At 45.1% G+C, this 19,888-nt stretch carries 18 protein-coding genes; all 18 read left to right on the top strand.

Going from position 1 to position 19,888, the window contains the following annotated elements; genetic code table 11:
- Positions 1-15 precede the first annotated feature (15 nt).
- The 18 genes from QGT46_RS02050 (at position 16) to QGT46_RS01965 (ending at position 19,621) form a co-directional block, all read left to right on the top strand.
- Complete coding sequence (locus tag QGT46_RS02050) at positions 16-303, top strand: hypothetical protein (protein ID WP_148459006.1); 288 nt, start codon at positions 16-18, stop codon at positions 301-303.
- Positions 304-4,074 (top strand): hypothetical protein, encoded by a 3,771-nt coding sequence (locus QGT46_RS02045; RefSeq protein WP_148459007.1) that lies wholly within the window; start codon positions 304-306, stop codon positions 4,072-4,074.
- A 45-nt stretch (positions 4,075-4,119) separates the two neighbouring features.
- Positions 4,120-4,482 carry a DUF6711 family protein gene (locus QGT46_RS02040; protein WP_148459008.1) on the top strand — a complete coding sequence of 121 codons (363 nt, stop codon included), beginning with the start codon at positions 4,120-4,122 and terminating at the stop codon, positions 4,480-4,482.
- A 7-nt stretch (positions 4,483-4,489) separates the two neighbouring features.
- On the top strand, positions 4,490-6,778 hold the full coding sequence (locus QGT46_RS02035; RefSeq protein WP_301589360.1) for a hypothetical protein: 2,289 nt from the start codon (positions 4,490-4,492) through the stop codon (positions 6,776-6,778).
- Positions 6,779-6,792: 14 nt separating this feature from the next.
- Positions 6,793-7,326, top strand: coding sequence for a hypothetical protein (locus QGT46_RS02030; protein ID WP_148459010.1), 534 nt, complete (start codon positions 6,793-6,795; stop codon positions 7,324-7,326).
- Between the two features lie 12 nt (positions 7,327-7,338).
- A complete protein-coding gene (locus QGT46_RS02025; protein ID WP_148459011.1) occupies positions 7,339-8,058 on the top strand; it encodes a hypothetical protein in 720 nt (239 codons plus the stop codon).
- A 132-nt stretch (positions 8,059-8,190) separates the two neighbouring features.
- Positions 8,191-8,454 (top strand): hypothetical protein, encoded by a 264-nt coding sequence (locus QGT46_RS02020; RefSeq protein WP_148459012.1) that lies wholly within the window; start codon positions 8,191-8,193, stop codon positions 8,452-8,454.
- A complete protein-coding gene (locus QGT46_RS02015; protein WP_148459013.1) occupies positions 8,451-8,648 on the top strand; it encodes a holin in 198 nt (65 codons plus the stop codon). The genes QGT46_RS02020 and QGT46_RS02015 overlap by 4 nt, the downstream gene beginning before the upstream one ends.
- A 36-nt stretch (positions 8,649-8,684) precedes the next feature.
- Complete coding sequence (locus QGT46_RS02010; protein ID WP_270430375.1) at positions 8,685-9,479, top strand: N-acetylmuramoyl-L-alanine amidase; 795 nt, start codon at positions 8,685-8,687, stop codon at positions 9,477-9,479.
- Positions 9,480-10,543: 1,064 nt separating this feature from the next.
- Complete coding sequence (locus QGT46_RS02005) at positions 10,544-11,224, top strand: F0F1 ATP synthase subunit A (RefSeq protein ID WP_024726978.1); 681 nt, start codon at positions 10,544-10,546, stop codon at positions 11,222-11,224.
- Between the two features lie 42 nt (positions 11,225-11,266).
- On the top strand, positions 11,267-11,485 hold the full coding sequence (atpE, locus tag QGT46_RS02000) for an ATP synthase F0 subunit C (RefSeq protein ID WP_006568949.1): 219 nt from the start codon (positions 11,267-11,269) through the stop codon (positions 11,483-11,485).
- A 22-nt stretch (positions 11,486-11,507) separates the two neighbouring features.
- The gene (gene atpF / locus QGT46_RS01995; RefSeq protein WP_024726980.1) at positions 11,508-11,993 is read left to right on the top strand and encodes a F0F1 ATP synthase subunit B; all 486 of its coding nucleotides are present in this window, start codon (positions 11,508-11,510) and stop codon (positions 11,991-11,993) included.
- Entirely contained in the window at positions 11,990-12,493 is a 504-nt protein-coding gene (gene atpH / locus QGT46_RS01990; protein WP_148459014.1) for an ATP synthase F1 subunit delta, read from the top strand. Before atpF ends, atpH begins: the two co-directional genes overlap by 4 nt.
- Before the next feature lie 5 nt (positions 12,494-12,498).
- On the top strand, positions 12,499-13,998 hold the full coding sequence (gene atpA, locus QGT46_RS01985) for a F0F1 ATP synthase subunit alpha (protein ID WP_301589349.1): 1,500 nt from the start codon (positions 12,499-12,501) through the stop codon (positions 13,996-13,998).
- Between the two features lie 10 nt (positions 13,999-14,008).
- Complete coding sequence (gene atpG, locus QGT46_RS01980) at positions 14,009-14,896, top strand: ATP synthase F1 subunit gamma (protein WP_006568945.1); 888 nt, start codon at positions 14,009-14,011, stop codon at positions 14,894-14,896.
- Between the two features lie 37 nt (positions 14,897-14,933).
- Positions 14,934-16,334 (top strand): F0F1 ATP synthase subunit beta, encoded by a 1,401-nt coding sequence (gene atpD / locus QGT46_RS01975; RefSeq protein ID WP_148459016.1) that lies wholly within the window; start codon positions 14,934-14,936, stop codon positions 16,332-16,334.
- A gap of 9 nt (positions 16,335-16,343) precedes the next feature.
- Entirely contained in the window at positions 16,344-16,757 is a 414-nt protein-coding gene (gene atpC / locus QGT46_RS01970) for an ATP synthase F1 subunit epsilon (protein WP_148459017.1), read from the top strand.
- A 251-nt stretch (positions 16,758-17,008) separates the two neighbouring features.
- Positions 17,009-19,621 (top strand): cation-translocating P-type ATPase, encoded by a 2,613-nt coding sequence (locus tag QGT46_RS01965; protein ID WP_148459018.1) that lies wholly within the window; start codon positions 17,009-17,011, stop codon positions 19,619-19,621.
- The last annotated feature ends 267 nt before the right edge of the window (positions 19,622-19,888 follow it).

Here is a 19,888-nt window from a genome sequence, read left to right as displayed (position 1 = left end):
GTCCACGAAGGCGTCATGGCTGGACTGGATCCCATCTCTGCATGGGATTACTCCCAAGGTGAAATCATTGAATTTATCCAGGGATATCGGGAACGTACAGACTTCTATAATAAAAATCTTGCAATGATTGCATATGGTCAGGTCATGGTTATAAACCATTCTATGGATGGAAAAGTGGGTGACGTATATGATTACTTCCCATTCTGGTCGGATCAAGAGATTACAGCAGCAAAGGTTGAAAAAATAAAAAGGCAGATGGTCCAGGTCGCAGAGACTTGGAACGCAGGCAGAAAGGAGGAATAGATGAACATTGAGGAAATGACCTTAAAGATCCGGGCAGATTTTTCTGAGATTCAGAACATGGGTGACCGGATAGCCGCAGAGTTTCGGAAGGTCAAAGAGGCGATTTCCAAGGCCTCTGAGGCTGGTGACGATCTGCAAAGACGAGCAAGACGGATGAGTCAAAGTATGGATCAAACGGCACGAGCGTCCCAATCATCTATGGGAAAGGCTGCACAATCAACAACAACCTTTGGAAGAAAACTTGAAAACTTAAAACGTCGGATCTTAGACATTGCTCGGTCGAGCAGCACAGTAGACCGACTGGGGGCGCAATTTCGCAGAGTTGGAAGTGTTGCTTCAAGTGTGGCCAATACGATGCGTTCTGGTTTCAGCAGGATTTCCGGTGTTTTAACGCCTGTAAAGAATAAAATCTCTGAATTGATTCAAAAGATCCGGTCGATTGGCAAAGAATCAAGGAATGCCGGGAGCCAAGCAAGCCGTAACATGGATCAGATCGGCGATTCAGCGGAACGGGCAGCCAATCAGGCAAACACAGGATTTGGGAGATTATCAGGACTTTTAAAAGGAGGGCTTGCGATCTTCCTAGGTGGAAAGGCAATCCAGGCAATCACACAGTTTGGAAAGTCCTGTATTGATCTTGGATCAGATCTGGCAGAAGTTCAAAATGTAGTGGATACTACGTTCCCGACCATGAGTGCCCAGATTGATCAGTTTTCAAAGGGGGCAATTGAGCAATTTGGTCTTTCAGAAACGGTAGCAAAAAACTACTCAAGTACTTTTGGAGCAATGGCCCGAGCATTTGGGTTTACAGAACAACAGGCCTATGACATGGGAACTGCTCTGACCGGTTTGTCTGGAGACGTTGCGTCTTTCTACAACATCAGCACGGATGAAGCTTATACAAAGCTGAAATCTGTGTTCACAGGTGAGACCGAGACTCTAAAGGATCTTGGTGTCGTTATGACTCAGAACGCTCTGGATCAGTATGCGCTGCAGAACGGATATGCAAGAACAACGGCACAGATGACGGAACAGGAAAAGGTTGCTCTGCGGCTTGCTTTTGTGCAGGAGAAACTTTCCCTTGCATCCGGAGATTTTGCAAAGACATCTGACAGCTGGGCCAACCAAGTCCGGGTTTTAAAACTTCGTTTCGATTCTCTCAAGGCAACTCTTGGTCAGGGGCTTATTAATATCCTGACTCCGGTAGTAAAGATTATAAACTCCATTGTGGCAAGACTGTCTGTACTGGCAGAGGCCTTTCTACGGTTTACGGAGATGATCACCGGTAAAAAAGCACAGAGCAATCCAGTCAGTAACGTAGCAGCCGGTATGAATGCTGCAACTGATTCAACAAATGATTATACAGATGCGGCCAATGGCGCGGGAGATGCTGCATCAAAAAGTGCAAACAAAGCAGAAGCAGCGGCAAAGAAGATCCAGAGATCTGTTATGGGCTTTGACAAGCTGAATAAGCTGAATGAGAAACCAAAGTCTGATTCTGGGAATACCGGATCGGGAGCATCAGGAGCCGGATTAACCGGAGCCATGAACGATGCCCTCAATAATACAGATCAGAAATTTGCTGATAGTGCAAAGAAAATTACTGATGCGCTGAACAAATTAAGGGAAACAGCTAAGCCTACTACAGAGGCAATGAAGAAACTCTGGAATGAAGGATTAAAAAATCTTGGTGATTTCACATGGGACACAATCAAGGATTTTTGGAATAATTTTTTGAAGCCAATGGGTGTTTGGATGCTCAGCGACAATGCAGGACTGCCACGATTTTTCCGTATTACGAATGATCTGCTCAATGCGATTGACTGGAATCGGTTAAACAAATCTCTTGAACAACTTTTTCTTGCACTGCAGAAACCTGCTAAATTCACTTGGAATGCCTTAATGGACTTTTATGAATACTTCTTGAAACCTGTTGCTGTATGGGCTGTTGGGGATGGACTAAAACAGCTGAGCGGTATTTTTACAGATCTCATAAATGCGATTGACTGGGATAAATTAAACAAAGCCTTATCAGATTTATGGAAAGCGTTGGCTCCGTTTGCCGTAAAAGTAGGGCAAGGTCTGATTGATTTTGCAAGGGACGTGGCAAAAGCCGTAGCACCATTTGTAAACACGGTAGGCGTCGGCTTTATTAAAGTAATTACGAATCTCGTAAAAATATTAATGCCGTTTGCTGACAAAATCGGATATTTAATTGGAATCAGCGTTGGACTAAAGGGTGTAAGTAAAGTAGTCAGCGGAGCATCAGGCGGTTTCAAATTATTAAATAAAATTCTTACCAGTTCAGGTATTGCAAAAGCAATCGGAGGAATTGCAAAAATTATTTCTGGTTCTAAAATTGCCGAAATGTTTAAGCTTGTTGCAGGGAAGGCAGGCACTCTGGGAGAAGCATTTACTGTATGTTTTCCTAAATTGGCATCATTCGCTGGCTCAATCGGCGGGGCCTTAAGTGGTGTAGTAACAGCCATAGGAACCTTCATTGCTGGTCTTAGTGGTCCGGTATTGCTTGGCATTGCAGCTGCCATTGCTGGAATTATTGCGATTGTTTGTAACTGGGATAAAGTCAAAGAGTTTTTTACAAAAACACTTCCAGCTTGGTGGACAGACACAGTCATCCCATGGTTTAAATCACTTCCTGCAAAGATAGCCGAAGTATTTAAAATTGACACTGCATTTATACAAAAAGGTAAGGACATAATCTCAGGGATCAAAGAAGGATACGAGGCATTCAAGAATGGGGAACTTTTATCTTGGGCTGGAAATAAGGTTGATGAATTTTTAAACCGATTTTCCTGGTATAAGAAGTTTAAAACAAGAGGAAAAGACATTATTTCTGGAGTCAAAGGAGGATATGAGGCATTAAAAAGTGGCACCTTCCTTTCTTGGGCTGGAAATAAAGTGGATGAATTTCTAGGGAAGTTTACCTGGTATCAGAAATTTAAAGACAGAGGTAAGGATATAATTTCAGGAGTAAAAGAGGGGTATGAAGCTTTAAAAGGTGGAAAACTATTCCCATGGATCGGAAACAAAGTCGATGAATTTCTTTCTAAATATAAGTGGTACAGCAAGTTTAAACAGAGGGGAAAAGATATCATATCCGGAGTAAAAGAAGGGTATGACAATTTTAAAAGTGGAAATTTGCTCCCATGGATTGGGAAAAAAGTACAAGAAGTTTTCGGGAAATTTAAATGGTTTAACGATTTTAAGGAAAGAGGCCGGGATATCATTAAGGGGATTAAAGACGGATATGACAAATATAAAAAAGATGGCTTATTTGGATCCTTATTTAGTCTTGGAGAAAATTTAGTAAAGAAATTTATTAAAGGCTTTGAGAACTGGCGTCTTCCAAAGTTTAAGATCTATGTTGACTGGAAGTTTCCAAAGGGAATCGTAGGAAAGGCTATGGATGCCATGGGTCTGCCTGGCATACCGCATTTAAAATGGAACTTTTATGCGAAAGGTGGTTTGCCTGACATGGGCGAACTATTCGTGGCAAATGAGTCTGGTCCAGAAATGATCGGTAAGATGGGACGACAAAACGTCGTAGCAAACAACAATCAAATTACAACAGGTATCAGAAATGCTGTTGTCGATGCGATGGTACAGGTGATGATGAATAATAGCTCTAATGAAGAGCGTCAGATCATTGTTGAAAATAAGTTTATGGTAGACAGTGAAACATTCTATCGGATGACTCAAAAAGGCAAACTGAAAGCAGATAGAAGGTATCATGTTGTAACTCAGATGTAGGACCTCAAAAAAAGAGGTCCTACTTTATTTAAAGGAGGAAGTTAGATGTCAACTTTTTTTGCTGTAGAAAAAGAAGAAATGCCAACGCCGTCCTCTTTGACATGGAAATTACAGGATATATCCCCGTCAGAATCAGGAAGAACTCAGGACGCAAAAATGAACAAGTCCATTGTGGCGCAAAAAAGAACATTAAGCGTCGCTTGGAATAACCCAAAACCATCGGATGTTTCTAAAATTTTAAAGGCAATCAATAAAAAGGTTTATCTGGATGTCACATACCATGATCCAATGGAGAACAAAATTGGTACAAGAAAGTTTTATGTCGGAGACCGGACAGTACCATTCAAAATCTGGACGGTTGATAATAAGAGGTATGAGCGGCTTGAATTTGAATTGATAGAACGATAAAGGAGATATGATGATAAAAACCAGCGATGAATATAAGAAATACATTCTTGATGACCGAAAATTCTATCATAAAGCAAATATAAAATTAAAATCTGGGGAGGTCTTGCTGGTTGATGATTCGAAGGTCATGGAGGGTGGAATAAAAATTGAGGACGCAACAAGTGCGTCAGGGAAATTTGATGTAGGGTCAGCGATCATTAATAAGCTTACTCTTACGTTAAACAATACAGATGATGAATATAGCCAATATGATTTTGAAGGAGCTGAGGTCCAACTTAAAATCGGCCTGCAGCTATCTGAAACAGTTGAATGGATGGAAAAAGGCGTTTTTACAGTTGATACACCAGCGTTTACAGATACACAGATTACGCTTGAGTGTTTGGATAACATGACGAAGTTTGAAACACTGCATAACACCGGATTGTCGTATCCTGCATCACTAAAAGAGATCTTTATGGATGCCTGCAACAGATGTGGAGTTTCTTATGCTAACGCTGATTTTCCCAATTCAGGTTATGTTGTTAATCAAAGGCCCACTGGAGAAAACTTGACATTCCGTGAGGTCCTGTTGTATGTGTCGCAACTGGCAGGTTGTTTCGCCCGGGCCGACCGATTCGGAAACATGGAACTCCGCTGGTATGCTTTAAGGGACTTTGAAAAAGAGGATTCCTTGGATGGGGGATCCTTTAATGATTTTGATGAGTCTTCTGCAGTGTACGAAGATGGAGACATCGCAGACGGCGGAGACTTTATCCATTACCGCGGTGGTCAGCAGTGGGATGGAGGAACATTTGAGAACCAGGACTATCATGTTATACACAGGCTTAGTGGCCCTTCCATAGGAACAGACGATATTATGGTTACGGGTGTTCGAGTCACAGAAGAATTTGAAGAAACAGAAGATGAGACTGATGAAAATGGAACAGTGATTAAGAAAGGGATAAAAAAGGGCACGGCATTTTTTGGAACAGAAGGATATGTGATAGAGATATCTGGGAATCTTCTTATCCAGCAGGGACAGGCAAAGGCAGCAGCGGAGTGGCTTGGAAAACGACTTATAGGCCTTAGGTTTAGGCCGATGACAACGCAAGCTCTATCTGATCCGTCCATTGAGGCCGGAGATATCGCAGTTATTGTTGACCGGAAGGCGAATGCTTATCAGACAATTATTACAAATCTGTCCTATCAATCCGGGAGTCTTGAAACTTTAGCAGCAGATGCAGAATCTGTAAGCTCTAATGGGGCAAGCAGGCAGTCAGAGCTTTCAAAGGCAATTTCGCAGGCCATGGTTCAGGAACGGAAGAATACAAAAGAAGATATATCAAACTACGATAAGAAGGTACAGCAGCTTACCGGAATGCTTTCTAATGCTCTTGGTTTTTATGAAACTACAGAAATTGCAGAAGATGGATCACGCATCAGCTACATGCATGATCATCCGGAACTACAGGATTCTATCGTAATCTGGAAGAAAACAGTAGAGGGATTTGGGATCAGTACGGACGGCGGAGAGACTTGGGAAACCGGGTTGACCAAAGATGGAAACTTGATTGTAAAGGTTCTCACGACGATTGGTATCAATGCAGACTGGATCACCGTGGGAGGAGAAGGAAATGTAAACGGTGTATTGAGTATACGCAACGATGCCGGAAATGAAATTGTTCGCCTGGGGAAAGAGGGGATTACTCTTGCAAATGGCGGAAAACTCATTGGAGGAAATGGGGTTCTAAGCACCTTTATGTTTTCTTCTGGCGATAATCAGAAAATCGGATATGAGCAGGATTATGCTATGCAGGAGAATCTTAAATCGAAGATCATCATAGATGCTCATATCCCAGACAAATTTGTTGTTACATCAGCCCATATAAAATTGTTTCATTTCCCGACTTCGACCGTTAAGGGCAGTGGAACAGTAACATGGGGATATGCAAGGAACCAGAGACTTTATAAGGCGCTATCCCCAATGGCTAAGTATTATGTGGAATATTGGATGTCTGAGGGCACTTCAACAGACTACAAAGGAACTCTGGAAGAAATTTCTGGTGCTTTTGGTTCCGGCGGATTTACCGCAAATTATGTTTCAAGCGCGACTAATGCGAATGGGCAGATTGCTGTGTCTGCAGAACTTAGTAGCCAAATCAAGTCTGGCTTTAATAGTTTTGTAATCCAGACTGCAGATTCTATTCCGGCCTGGCAGGGAAACACAACAGATGGTACTGCATATCAGAGTAATGCGTATATTAGGACCGGCTATGGCCGGGCAATTCTGTATGTAACTGGCTATATGGCACCATAGATAGGAGGTAGAAAATGGCAATACAGAATAGAAGAGGTCCGGTGATAAAGCTAGACCCGAACAAGCTGTTACCGGCAGAATTTGCGGCGGCATTAGATGCAGAGGAGTTACACTTTTGTTTTACTCCGGGAGAGACAAAACAAATTGTCTTTTTGGATGGCGTAATTGAGCTTATAGATGCCCATACTGGAGAGGTGGTGGCCACACTTACGGCAGATGTAAAGAAAGCTGTTGCAGATGCAGAATCGGCAACAACGTATGCAAATACATCCGCACAAAAAGCAGTAGAAAAATCTACACTTGCGGAGTCTGCGGCAAACAATGCAATTGCAGTGGCGGAAGATCTTGTAACCCGGAAAGATGCAGGCGAGTTTACAGGTCCACCGGGACCGCGGGGCGAACCAGGGGCAAACGGTACCGTGACGACAATGGAGGGGCAATACGGATTTGAAATCCGGGAAGGCCATTTGTATTTGGTATATCCGGACGGAACAACTCCGCCGGATCTAAAAATCAACGAGGCAGGTCATTTAATTTTAACAATTTAGGAGGTAAAAAGTATGGCAGAGATAGATTTAGGAAAGGTCGTAGGGGCGACTGGGGCGACTGGGCCAAAAGGGGAAACCGGAGAAGTTGGTCCACAGGGGCCCCCAGGACCAGAGGGCATTGTAGATGGGAATAGCACAATCAACTTTACAGTTCCGGAGGTATATCAAGAACCCCAATCTGGGGATTCTATCGCAAACCTGTTTGGTAGATTCAAGCGCTGGATTTTGGATATTGTTGAAAAGATAGGGGATTTGACATCTCTTAAGACTCCGGATAAAAAGAGTACCGTTGCGGCGATAAACGCAAATTACGACTCTATTACACAACTGGAGCAGGACATTGGAAATCCGGCTGATTTGACGACGGATGCAAAAGAAGTAGTGGGTGCAGTAAATGAATTAAATTCGGATTTAGCGAACAAGCAATCTTATCCAGACTACTCTAAAATTAAAATAGCTATATCCGGCGGAGTTGGTACAAAAACATACACGTGTACAGAAGATGGATTTATTCAGTTTATTGGGCATAGTGGTAATAATTCAGTAAAACCGGAAATCGACCTGAGAATAAATAATATTGGTGTATTCACATATAGAACTGGTTACCAAACAACTTATGTTAAAGCAACCTCTGGCTTATTTCCAGTAAAAAGTGGAGATGTTATAGAATGTATAATCCAAAGTTCTTTCATATCTAGTGAAAGTGTTAGATTTTACCCTTTGAGATATTAAATAGGAATTTAATTTAGGACCGGTAGGTTCTTTTTTGTTGCGATGTCGCATCAGTGAGGTATATATGGAGATACGAGCAGGACCGGAAACGGTCTTTTTCTTTATACAAATTTTTTAGAAAGGAGAGACGGGGTGACAGAATGGAACGTATACCTTGTCATTGTAAGTTTAGCTGGTACAGCTATTGCAATCGGAGCACCAGTCATAAAATTAAACACAACTATGACAAGGTTAATTGACAAGATTGACAGTCTTGGAGGGGATCTTTCAGATTTGGAGACGAGTAATAGAAGAAGCCATGAGCGGATTCACATAAAAAATGATGAGCAGGATGGAAAGCTTGCAGATCATGAGACACGTATCAAATTGTTAGAAGAGAAGGGAGAACAACTATGAGAGATTGGAAGAAATGGGGCAAAGCAGCAGGGGTCAGAGCGGTAAAGACTATGGCACAGACAGCAGTTGCTATGATGCCAGCAGCGGCAACAATTACGGCGGTGGATTGGAAAACAGTTGCCGGGACAGCGGTATTAGCCGGAGTAGTATCTGTACTTACATCTGTAGCGGGGTTACCGGAGGAGGGCGAGTAATCGTCCTCTTTTCTGTTTAAGAAGGGAGAAAAGAGCATGGGAAAGAAAAAAATAGCAATTTCAGTAGGCCACAGCATTCTTAAAAATGGCAACTGCACGTCTGCCAGCGGGTGTGTGAACGAATATGAGTACAACAAAAAGCTGGCCCCTCTGGTGCGGAAGTACCTTGAGCAGGCCGGATGGGATGCGGACGTGATCCAGTGTCCGGAAAAGAAGTTTGCAACAAAGGCAGAAGAGAAGACACACAAGCTGCCTCGGATCAATGGTGGCGGGTATGACTTAGCTATTGAATTGCATCTGAACGCAAGCAATGGCCAGGGGTACGGGGCAGAGGTATATTATAAGACCAGCTCCGGGAAGAAATACGCCAAGAGGGTGCAGAAGAAACTTGCTACATTGTTCCGGGACAGGGGCGCAAAGAAGGACGATCACCTGTATTTTTTGAACGGTACAAAGCCGCCTGCGATCCTTATAGAAAGCTTTTTCTGTGACAACAAGAGTGACTATGCAAAAGGAAAGGATTTGGAGAAGGTGGCCCGTCTGATCGCAGAGGGAATCTCCGGGGGAAAGATTAAGGAGAAGAAAAAAGCAGCAGCGAAACCACCGTACACTTCGATCACGAAGACGTCTTCTAAGGCGGCCGTGAAGTGGCTACAGGGCAAATTGAACACTTGCTATACTGGAAAGCTCCCGGATCTGGCCGTGGATGGCATCTGGGGTAGCAAGACACAGGAAATGTTACAGGCGTACTGGCGGCAGCTCGGATGGCGCAAAGGCAGCTATGCAGGGAGAAAGACATGCACGGCACTGTATAAGAATAGAAAGAAATAGTTTCAAGGCCGGGAGAGATCCCGGTCTTTTTTTGTGCCATAAAAATATGATAAACAATAAAGGAGAACTCGGAGAAGAATGACGATTCTCTCGATAGGTAGCCGGGATGATTGAATATTCTATTGAGATTCGTGTTGCATCTCGTGTTGCATTTTTATAAAAAGTCTATTTATATGCAAAACTATAAGGCATTATAAAAAGATATTTATGGATTGTAAATGGCTTAGATATGCGGAAATCTTATAAAGCGCATAAACAAACAATTCCTAAATAATGGCCTTTTTCGGGTTCGATTCCTGTCATCCGCATTCATTTATTTTTATAGGTTGAGGAAGAATAGAACGGTACATTTGGATGGAATGTACCGTTCTGTTTTTGTTTCATAGGAAAGCTCTACGACCTTCCCTATGAAATAAAAATGCTCCGCGGGTTGTGCACAGATGCGTAAGGAAATTATTTGCCTGCGGCAAATTGCATCAGGCACGCAAAGTTGTCAAGCCCCTCAAAGAGTGAGGGGTTGGGGCGTTGAAGTGGGCTTGCCCACTTTGTTCTATACGAGAGTCTGTGCGGCCGGCATTATCTCTGTGGAGACTCCGGTATCTAAGCCAGGGGACAAAGCCGTGTCAGAGGTGCTTATGAATATACGTTTGCATGCTTTAGCCGGTATTTGAGAAAAATCAGATTATTATAATTGATTATTGAATTATCAGTTTTAAAAGCACTGCATACACTAAGAATCAGAAGACAATAAAACGGGCAGGAACCGGGAAAATCGAGGTCAGAAAAATGAACTTCTTTTAATAAGAAGAAATCGAAAAATCTGACCTCTTTTTTGTGAAGAACAAAAGGGTAGTATGAATTGTACAAATACTAACATAAGATTCTTGAAAATATTAGATAAAACATATAATAATAATTGGTAGAACCAAAGAAAATTTTATTTCAAGAGGAAAATAAGTGATTTTTCTTGAAAAAAAGCATAAAAAAAAGGGTAATTTTTAGAATTGACAAAGTAATATAGGAGTATTATACTCACTACAAATTTAGGAAAGGAGGAGCAGTCGATGAGTTTATCGGAGAAATTGATGGAAGAGCTTGTGAGCAAGACAGCGTTCACCATTCCTCTCTTCGGCGGGATTCCGGTGCAGGAATCGGTTGTAGTCACATGGGGTATTATGGCTTTTGTCATCCTGCTGTGTCTGATCTTCGTGAGAAATTTAAAGCTTGTCCCTACAAGAAAGCAGGCCTGTATTGAGACTGCGGTGGGAGGAGTATATCGGTTTTTCCACGGGATTCTGGGAGACGAGGGAAAAGGCTATATCCCGTATCTTGCGACAGTCGGAATCTATCTCGGCCTTTCCAATCTGAGCGGTTTGGTCGGACTGACACCGCCTACGAAGGACATCAACGTAACAGCAGGGCTGGCGGTCATGAGCATCGTGCTGATAGAATATTCGGGGATCAGGAAAAAGGGCTTTAAGGGCTTCATAAAGAGCTTTACCGAGCCGGTTCCGTTTATCGCACCGCTTAACGTGCTGGAAGTCTTTATAAGGCCTCTGTCGCTGTGTATGCGGCTCTTCGGAAATATTCTGGGCGGATTCGTCATAATGGAACTCTTAAAGATTGTAGCGCCGATTCTGGTGCCGATCCCGTTCAGTTTTTATTTTGACGTATTTGATGGACTGATTCAAATGTATGTGTTCGTTTTCCTGACGGCCATCTTTATGAAAGAGCTTATGGATTAGAATAACAGAAACAATAAATTATAGTATAAGGAGATGTAGATTATGTCATTAGTAGCATTAGGAGCAGGTATTGCAGTATTATCAGGTATTGGAGCAGGTATAGGTATCGGAATCGCCACATCAGGTGCAACAGATGCGATCGCAAGACAGCCGGAGGCAACCGGGGAGATTAATAAGACACTGCTGCTTGGATGTGCGCTTGCAGAATCAACGGCAATCTATGGCCTGGTTGTTGCAATCATTATCATGTTTGTACTTTAAATAAAGCTTGGAGGCGGTATAGGTGTTAACATTTAATTCAGGGCTCCTGTGGACGTTCGTGAACCTCATTGTGTTTTTTATTATCTTAAAAAAGCTTCTTTTTCAGCCTGTTATGGGCATGATTGAGAAAAGGGAACAGATGATCAGCGGACAGATAGAGGATGCGGAACAAAAAAATACCCAGGCCGGGCTGCTGAAAGAAAGATACGAGGCCGAGCTTAAAAATGCCAATCAGGAGGCGGCCAGGATCGTAAAGACAGCCAAGGAGCGGGGCAAAGAAGAATATGAGAAGATTTTAAGAGATGCCGATGCGGAGGCGTCCAAAATAATTGCGGACGCAAGAAAAACCATTGAGACAGAGCGGGAAAAAGCAGTACAGGGAATACAGAATGAAATTGCCCAGGTGGCGATCGCGGCGGCTTCCAAAGTAATTCAGGAGAACGTTGACCAGGCATCCAATGAAAAAATACTGGATGACTTTTTGAGAGAAGCGGGTGCAGGCCAATGAATGAGCTGACAGATAATTATGCAAAAGTATTATTTGACTTAACGATTCCTGAAGAGTACATCCATGAGACGAAAAGGATCTGCAGTGAGTGCCCGGAATTCGTGAAAGCACTGGCAAGTCCGGTAGTCACAAAAAAAGAAAAACATGCGGTCATTGACAGAGTGATCCCAGGGCCGGTGCAGAGCTTTTTTAAGGTCGTCACAGACAATGGTGAGGCAGACAGCATCTTTGAGATATTTGCTTCACATGATGAATTAGTTTTAAGAAAAAATAAAGTAGTCAAGGCAGTCTTTGCTTATGTCACCAAACCGGATGACAGGAGAATTGAAGGCATAAAAAATATGATCTGCCAAAAATATCATAAAACAGGCGTTAATCTGCAGCTGAAAGAAGACCCGTCATTGATCGGCGGATTCATTCTGACTGTGGGTGATGATGTATATGACAGAAGTGTGAAGGCTTCCATTACAAAATTACAAAACAGCCTTGTGCGGAGGTGAAACAGTTGGGCAATATAAATCCGGAAGGAATTATTTCCGTTTTAAAAAGTGAGATAGAAGATTATGAAAATAAGATCGAGGTGCAGGAGGAAGGAACAGTCATCCAGGTAGGCGACGGTATTGCGGCCGTGCATGGTTTAAATCATGCGATGTACGGGGAACTGGTAGAGTTTGAGAACGGTACCAGAGGTATTGTGCAGAATCTGGAAATGAAGACCATCGGCTGTGTGCTGTTGGGAAGTGATCACGGGCTGATCGAAGGCTCCAAAGTCGTTAGAAGCGGCAAGCGTGCCGGAGTACCGGTCGGGGACGCTTTGATCGGGCGCGTGGTCAATGCGCTGGGCGCTCCCATTGATGGTAACGGACCGATCAGGACTGACGCGTATCTCCCGATTGAGAGAGAAGCGGCGGGAGTCATCGACAGAAAATCTGTAGACGTTCCGCTGGAGACAGGAATCCTTGCCATTGACGCGATGTTTCCGATCGGACGGGGACAGAGAGAGCTGATCATCGGCGACCGCCAGACCGGCAAAACGTCCATCGCTGTGGACACAATTTTGAACCAGAAGGGCAAAGACGTCATCTGTGTGTATGTAGCCATCGGGCAGAAAGCATCCACTCTGGCTAAAATTGTTTCCACACTGAAGAAGAACGACGCCATGGACTATTCAATCGTCGTATCCGCATCGGCAAGCGATGTGGCTCCGGTCCAGTATATCGCGCCGTATTCCGGCACGGCCATGGCAGAGTATTTCATGGACAAAGGAAAAGACGTTTTGATAGTCTATGATGACCTGTCAAAACATGCGGTGGCTTACCGTGCCATGTCTCTGCTCTTACAGAGGCCGCCGGGACGGGAAGCATATCCCGGAGATGTATTCTACCTGCATTCAAGGCTGCTTGAGCGTTCATGCAGACTGAATGAAGAACACGGAGGAGGGTCTATCACGGCGCTGCCGATCATTGAGACTCTGGCGGGCGATGTATCCGCCTATATTCCTACCAATGTCATTTCCATCACAGACGGACAGATATTCTTAGAGAGTGATCTGTTCTTCTCCGGCATCCGGCCGGCAGTCAATGTGGGTCTGTCTGTTTCTCGTGTAGGAGGGGCGGCACAGACTAAAGCGATGAAAAAAGTTTCGGGAAGTCTGAGGATCGACCTGGCTCAGTTCCGGGAGATGGAGGTCTTTACCCAGTTCAGTTCGGATCTGGACCCGCAGACCAAGGAACTCCTTGATCATGGAAACAGGCTTGTGGAATTATTGAAACAGCCGCTTTATCATCCGATGAGCCTGCACAAACAGGTCATTCTCTTATGTGCGGCCAATAACCGTCTGCTCATGGATGTTCCGACAGAAGATGTCAAAGCCTTTACGGAAGATCTGGTATCCTTCTTTGAGGCAAAATACGGGGAACTGGCCAGTGAGATCGACGAGAAGAAGGTATTGACAGATGAGATGGCAGAGAAGATCGTTCAAGCAGTAAAAGAATTTAAAAAGTAGGTGAGCATACATGGCAAATATGACAGAAATCCGCTCTAGAATGAAGAGTATTCAGGAGACCATGAAGATCACCAACGCAATGTATCTGATCTCTTCCACAAAGCTTCGGAAGGCAAGGGAAAAGCTGGACGCCACGGCTCCGTATTTTGAACTGCTCCAGTCGACGATCAAAGATATTCTGTTTCATTCGCCGGACATTAACCATACCTTTTTTGACCAGAGAAAAAAGATTAAGCCGGAGGATAAAAAGCGGGGATATGTGGTCATGACGGCTGATAAGGGGATGGCGGGAGCCTATAACCACAATGTGCTGAAGCTTGCACAGGAGCGCCTGGCACAGGGAAATGATAATACCCTGTTTGTCATCGGCCAGATGGGAAGGAAGTATTTTACGAAGAAGAATGTCAGGATTGACATGGAGTTTCTCTATACCGCCCAGGACCCCAGCATGTGGCGTGCCAGAAATATTGCGGAAACATTGGTCGATCTTTACAGGAAGGAAAAGCTGGATGAGATCTATATTATTTATACAAAGATGGTAACGCCTTTAAAGGCAGAGCCTGAGATTATCCAGATCCTGCCGCTGAAACGGCAGAGCTTTGAGGAAATGAATGTGGAACTCGAAAAGTATCACAAGATTGCCGACTATTCTCCGTCTCCAAAAGTGGTCATGGATCATTTGGTGCCCAACTATGTAAAGGGCCTGATCTATGGAGCTCTGGTAGAGTCATTTTCCAGCGAGCAGAATGCGCGTATGATGGCGATGCAGGGGGCCACGGAAAGTGCAAAAGACATGATCAGGGAGCTGTCACTATTGTATAACCGTGCAAGACAGGCGGCAATCACCCAGGAGATTACAGAGATTGTAAGCGGCGCGAAAGCGTTTCAAAAGAAATAATAATTGATTTAGATATAGAAAGAATTGTGGTGAAGATATGGAAAAGGGAAAAATCGTACAGGTTTTAGGTCCGGTCGTGGACGTAGAATTTGACGGCGGGTATCTTCCGCTGATCAAAGATGCGCTGACGGTAGAACTGAACGGCAAAAAACTTGTCATGGAAGCTGCCCAGCATATGGGGAACAATATTGTCCGCTGTATCCTGCTCGCATCCAGCGAAGGGCTGTCAAAAGATATGGAAGTGACAGCTACAGGAGCAGGAATTACGGTTCCGGTAGGCAGACAGACACTGGGCAGGATGTTCAATGTGCTGGGGCAGAATATTGACGGAAAAGAGCAGGTAGAAGGGGAAGAGCAGTGGGTCATCCACAGGGACCCTCCTACTTTTGAGGAACAGAGCCCGGTCGTGGAGATCCTGGAGACAGGAATTAAAGTCATCGACCTTCTGGCGCCTTATGCCAAGGGCGGTAAAGTCGGACTGTTCGGCGGTGCCGGAGTGGGCAAAACGGTGCTGATCCAGGAGCTGATCCACAACATCGCCACTGAACACGGCGGATATTCTATTTTTACCGGCGTGGGAGAGCGTTCCAGAGAGGGAAATGACCTGTGGACAGAGATGAATGAATCCGGGGTCATCGACAAGACAGCCCTGGTGTTCGGACAGATGAACGAACCACCGGGAGCCCGCATGAGAGTGGCACAGACCGGTCTTACGATGGCAGAGTATTTCAGAGACAGGGAACATCAAAATGTGCTGCTGTTCATCGATAATATTTTCCGTTACGTGCAGGCAGGCTCCGAGGTATCCGCACTGCTGGGCCGTATGCCTTCTGCCGTCGGCTACCAGCCGACGCTGGCCAATGAAGTTGGAGAGCTTCAGGAGAGGATCACGTCCACGAAAAACGGATCGATCACTTCTGTGCAGGCCGTCTATGTGCCTGCGGATGATTTGACGGACCCGGCCCCGGCAACGACCTTTGCCCATCTGGACGCCACCACGGTGCTTTCCAGAAAGATTGTAGAACAGGGAATCTATCCTGCGGTAGATCCGCTGGAATCCACATCCAGAATTCTGGAAGCGGAAGTGGTTGGGGAGGAACATTACGAGGTGGCAATGCAGGTTCAGGAGCTTCTTCAGAAGTATAAAGAGCTTCAGGATATCATCTCTATCCTGGGAATGGAGGAACTGGATGAAGATGATAAACTCGCGGTTTACCGTGCCCGAAAGATCCAGAAATTCCTTTCACAGCCGTTTCATGTGGCAGAGAATTTTACCGGCATGAAGGGCAAATATGTGCCGGTGAGCGAGACCATCCGCGGATTTAAAGCCATTATAAGCGGAGAGATGGACGAATATCCGGAAAATGCATTCTTTATGGTGGGAACAATCGATGAAGTCATTGAGAAGGCAAAGAGCGAAACGGCCAAGGAAGCGTAAGAAAGAGGGATGAGCATGGGAAAGACCTTTTATCTGGAGATTACGGCCAGTGACCGAAAGTTTTATAACGGTGAATGTGAGATGATGATCTTTCCGGCGATTGATGGTGAACAGGGCATCCTGCCCAACCATGAGTCCATGGTGACCGCGGTGAAGACAGGAGAACTCAGGTTCAAAGTAAACGGTGAGTGGAAAGAAGCAGCCGTGGGCGACGGCTTTGTAGAGATCATGCCGGAGTTCGTCGTTCTCCTGGCAGACACGGTAGAATGGCCGGATGAAATTGATATCCGGCGGGCAGAGGAAGCAAAAGAGCGCGCCCAGGAAAGACTCAGGCAGAAGGAAAGCCAGAAGGAGTACTATCACAGCAAAGCCGCACTTTCCAGGGCCATGGCAAGGCTCAAGGTGACGGGCAAGCATTTATAAGGCAAAATTCGAGCCGGAAAGTCGACAACAATTAGTTGACAAGCCAAAGAGAATCCGCTAATATAAACTTTAATAAAAGGGAGTAGCTGGCGAGCAAATCGTTTGCGGTGTCGTCAATCTCGATGAAGAATTCATCCGTATCGTAATGAAACAGCGAGACTTTTATTGCACGAAAGATGCAGTAAAAGTCTCGCTGTTTTTTTCGTCGGAAAAAGAAAGAAAATACATATAGAAATGGAGAATGATGAAATATGAAAGAGTTTTACCAACAGACAGCAGAAGAAGTCAGGAAGCGACTGAACGGCTCGATGGAACCTTTGAGCGCTGCACAGGTCACGGAACATCAAAAACAGTATGGGTACAATGAACTGGTCGAAGGGAAAAAGAAAAGTGTACTGCAGATCTTTCTCGAACAGTTTAAGGACTTTCTCGTTATTATTCTGATCATCGCAGCTACTGTATCAGGATTTCTGGGAGATGTGGAGAGCACCGCGGTTATTTTGGTCGTCATCACGGTCAATGCCGTCCTCGGTACCGTTCAGACCGTGAAGGCAGAACAATCCCTGAACAGCTTAAAACAGCTGTCGGCACCGACGGCCAAGGTGATCCGGGACGGGATCACCGTACAGATTCCGTCCAGAGAAGTGACTGTGGGAGATGAGATACTCCTGGAGGCAGGGGATTCCATACCCGCGGACGGAAGAATCTTAGAATCAGCCAGCTTAAAAGTGGACGAGAGTGCGCTGACCGGGGAAAGCCTGGGCGTAGAAAAGACCGCCGGCATCATCATCAGCCAGGTTCCGCTGGGAGACCGGACCAATATGGTGTATTCGGGAAGTTTTGTCACCTATGGAAGAGGGAAATTCCTCGTGACAGGGGTGGGAATGGACACGGAAGTCGGAAAGATTGCGGGAATGCTGAAAAATACAGAGGAAAAAAGGACTCCTCTCCAGGTCAATCTGGATCAGTTCGGACAAAAACTCTCCCTTTTGATCCTGGTATTCTGCGGAATCTTGTTTGGGATCAGTGTCATCCGGGGCGAGGATATGGGAGACGCATTTATGTTTGCCGTAGCATTGGCGGTTGCGGCAATCCCGGAAGCGTTAAGCTCCATCGTGACGATCGTTCTCTCCTTCGGAACACAGAAGATGGCCAAGGAACATGCGATCATCAGAAAACTCCAGGCAGTGGAAGGACTGGGAAGTGTGTCTGTCATCTGTTCCGACAAGACCGGTACGCTTACGCAGAATAAGATGACAGTGGAAGACTATTATGTGGGAGGTGTCAGGATTCCTGCCGCCCATATTGACCTGAAGAAACCGGCCCAGAAACAGCTGCTGGATTACAGTATGCTCTGCAACGACTCTACGAACGTCAACGGCGAGGAGATTGGAGATCCCACGGAGACTGCGCTGATCAATCTGGGGGACAAGCTGGGAAGGAAAGCCGAGAGCGTTCGGTGTTTCTACCCGAGGGTGGCGGAGATACCCTTTGACAGTGACCGGAAACTAATGTCTACGGTGCATGACATGGAAAACGGATATGTCATGGTAACAAAAGGGGCTGTGGACGTGCTTCTGAACCGGCTGGTATCTATTCAAAAAGGCGATAAAACCACAGTGATTACCAACTGGGATAAAAAACAGATTGAAGCCTGCAACCAGGAATTTTCACGGAACGGCCTGAGAGTTTTAGCAATCGCATACAAGACCATAGAAAAAGGGAAACGGCTCACGCCGGATGATGAAAACGGCTATACTTTCCTTGGACTGATCTCCATGATGGACCCTCCGAGAAATGAATCTAGGTCTGCGGTAGCGCAGTGCATCCAGGCAGGGATACGCCCGATTATGATTACGGGAGACCACAAAGTAACTGCCGCTGCCATAGCGAAGCGCATTGGGATATTAAAACATGAAAGCGAAGCCTGTGAGGGTTCTGAGATCGATCATATGTCCGATCAGGAGCTTGAAAAATTTGTGGAAGGGATTTCTGTTTACGCGAGAGTTTCGCCGGAACACAAGATCCGGATCGTACAGACATGGCAGAGAAAAGGCAATATCGTCTCTATGACAGGTGACGGGGTCAACGACGCACCGGCGCTCAAGCAGGCAGACATCGGTGTGGCAATGGGGATCACGGGAAGTGAAGTCTCCAAGGACGCTTCCTCAATGGTGCTTACAGACGATAACTTTGCGACCATCGTAAAGGCAGTGGAAAACGGAAGGAATTTGTACAGAAACATAAAGAATGCGATCCAGTTCCTGCTGTCGGGAAACTTTGCGGGAATCCTTGCGGTGCTTTATGCGTCTATCGCTGCACTTCCGGTTCCGTTTGCTCCGGTGCATTTACTGTTTATCAACCTGCTGACAGACAGCCTTCCGGCCATCGCACTCGGACTGGAACCCCACACCGACAAGGTGATGGAAGAGAAACCGAGGCCTGTGAACGAATCTATACTCACAAAAGATTTCTTGGTTAATATCGGGATCGAAGGATTTGTGATCGGAGTCATGACGATGATCGGATTTATGATCGGATACCGGGAACAAAATGCTCTTCTGGCAAGCACAATGGCATTTGGAACGCTCTGTATGTCGAGGCTGGTGCACGGCTTTAACTGCAAGTCAAATCATCCGGTGCTGTTTACAAGAAAATTTTTCGACAATATGTATCTGATCGGTGCATTTATACTTGGAGTAATTCTGATGACATGTGTAATGACTATACCTTCGCTTCATACATTGTTTAAAGTCCAGACACTGAATATTCAGCAGCTGTTTACCGTATATGGACTGGCACTGGCAAATCTTCCGCTGATCCAGCTGCTGAAAGCCATAAGAGTGAGAGTGCGGATATTATAAGTTGATGACAAAAGGAGCCGAATCCTAATTTTATTTTGGGAATCGGCTCCCTTTTTCTTGTTTCATAGGAAAGTTCTATGACCTTCCCTATGAAATAAAAACGCTCCGTGGGTTGTGCACAGATGCGTAAGGAAATTATTTGCCTGCGGCAAATTGCATCTGGCACGCAAAGTTGTCAAGCCCCTCAAAGAGTGAGGGGTTGGGGCGTTGAAGTGGGCTTGCCCACTTTGTTCTCAGAAAGAGAGAAAAGCTTTAAAATGAAGAGAA

Origin of the sequence: Anaerostipes faecis (genome assembly GCF_910574135.1) — a bacterium.
GTDB classification, from domain to species: domain Bacteria; phylum Bacillota; class Clostridia; order Lachnospirales; family Lachnospiraceae; genus Anaerostipes; species Anaerostipes hominis.
This window is presented reverse-complemented; position numbering and strand designations above follow the sequence as displayed.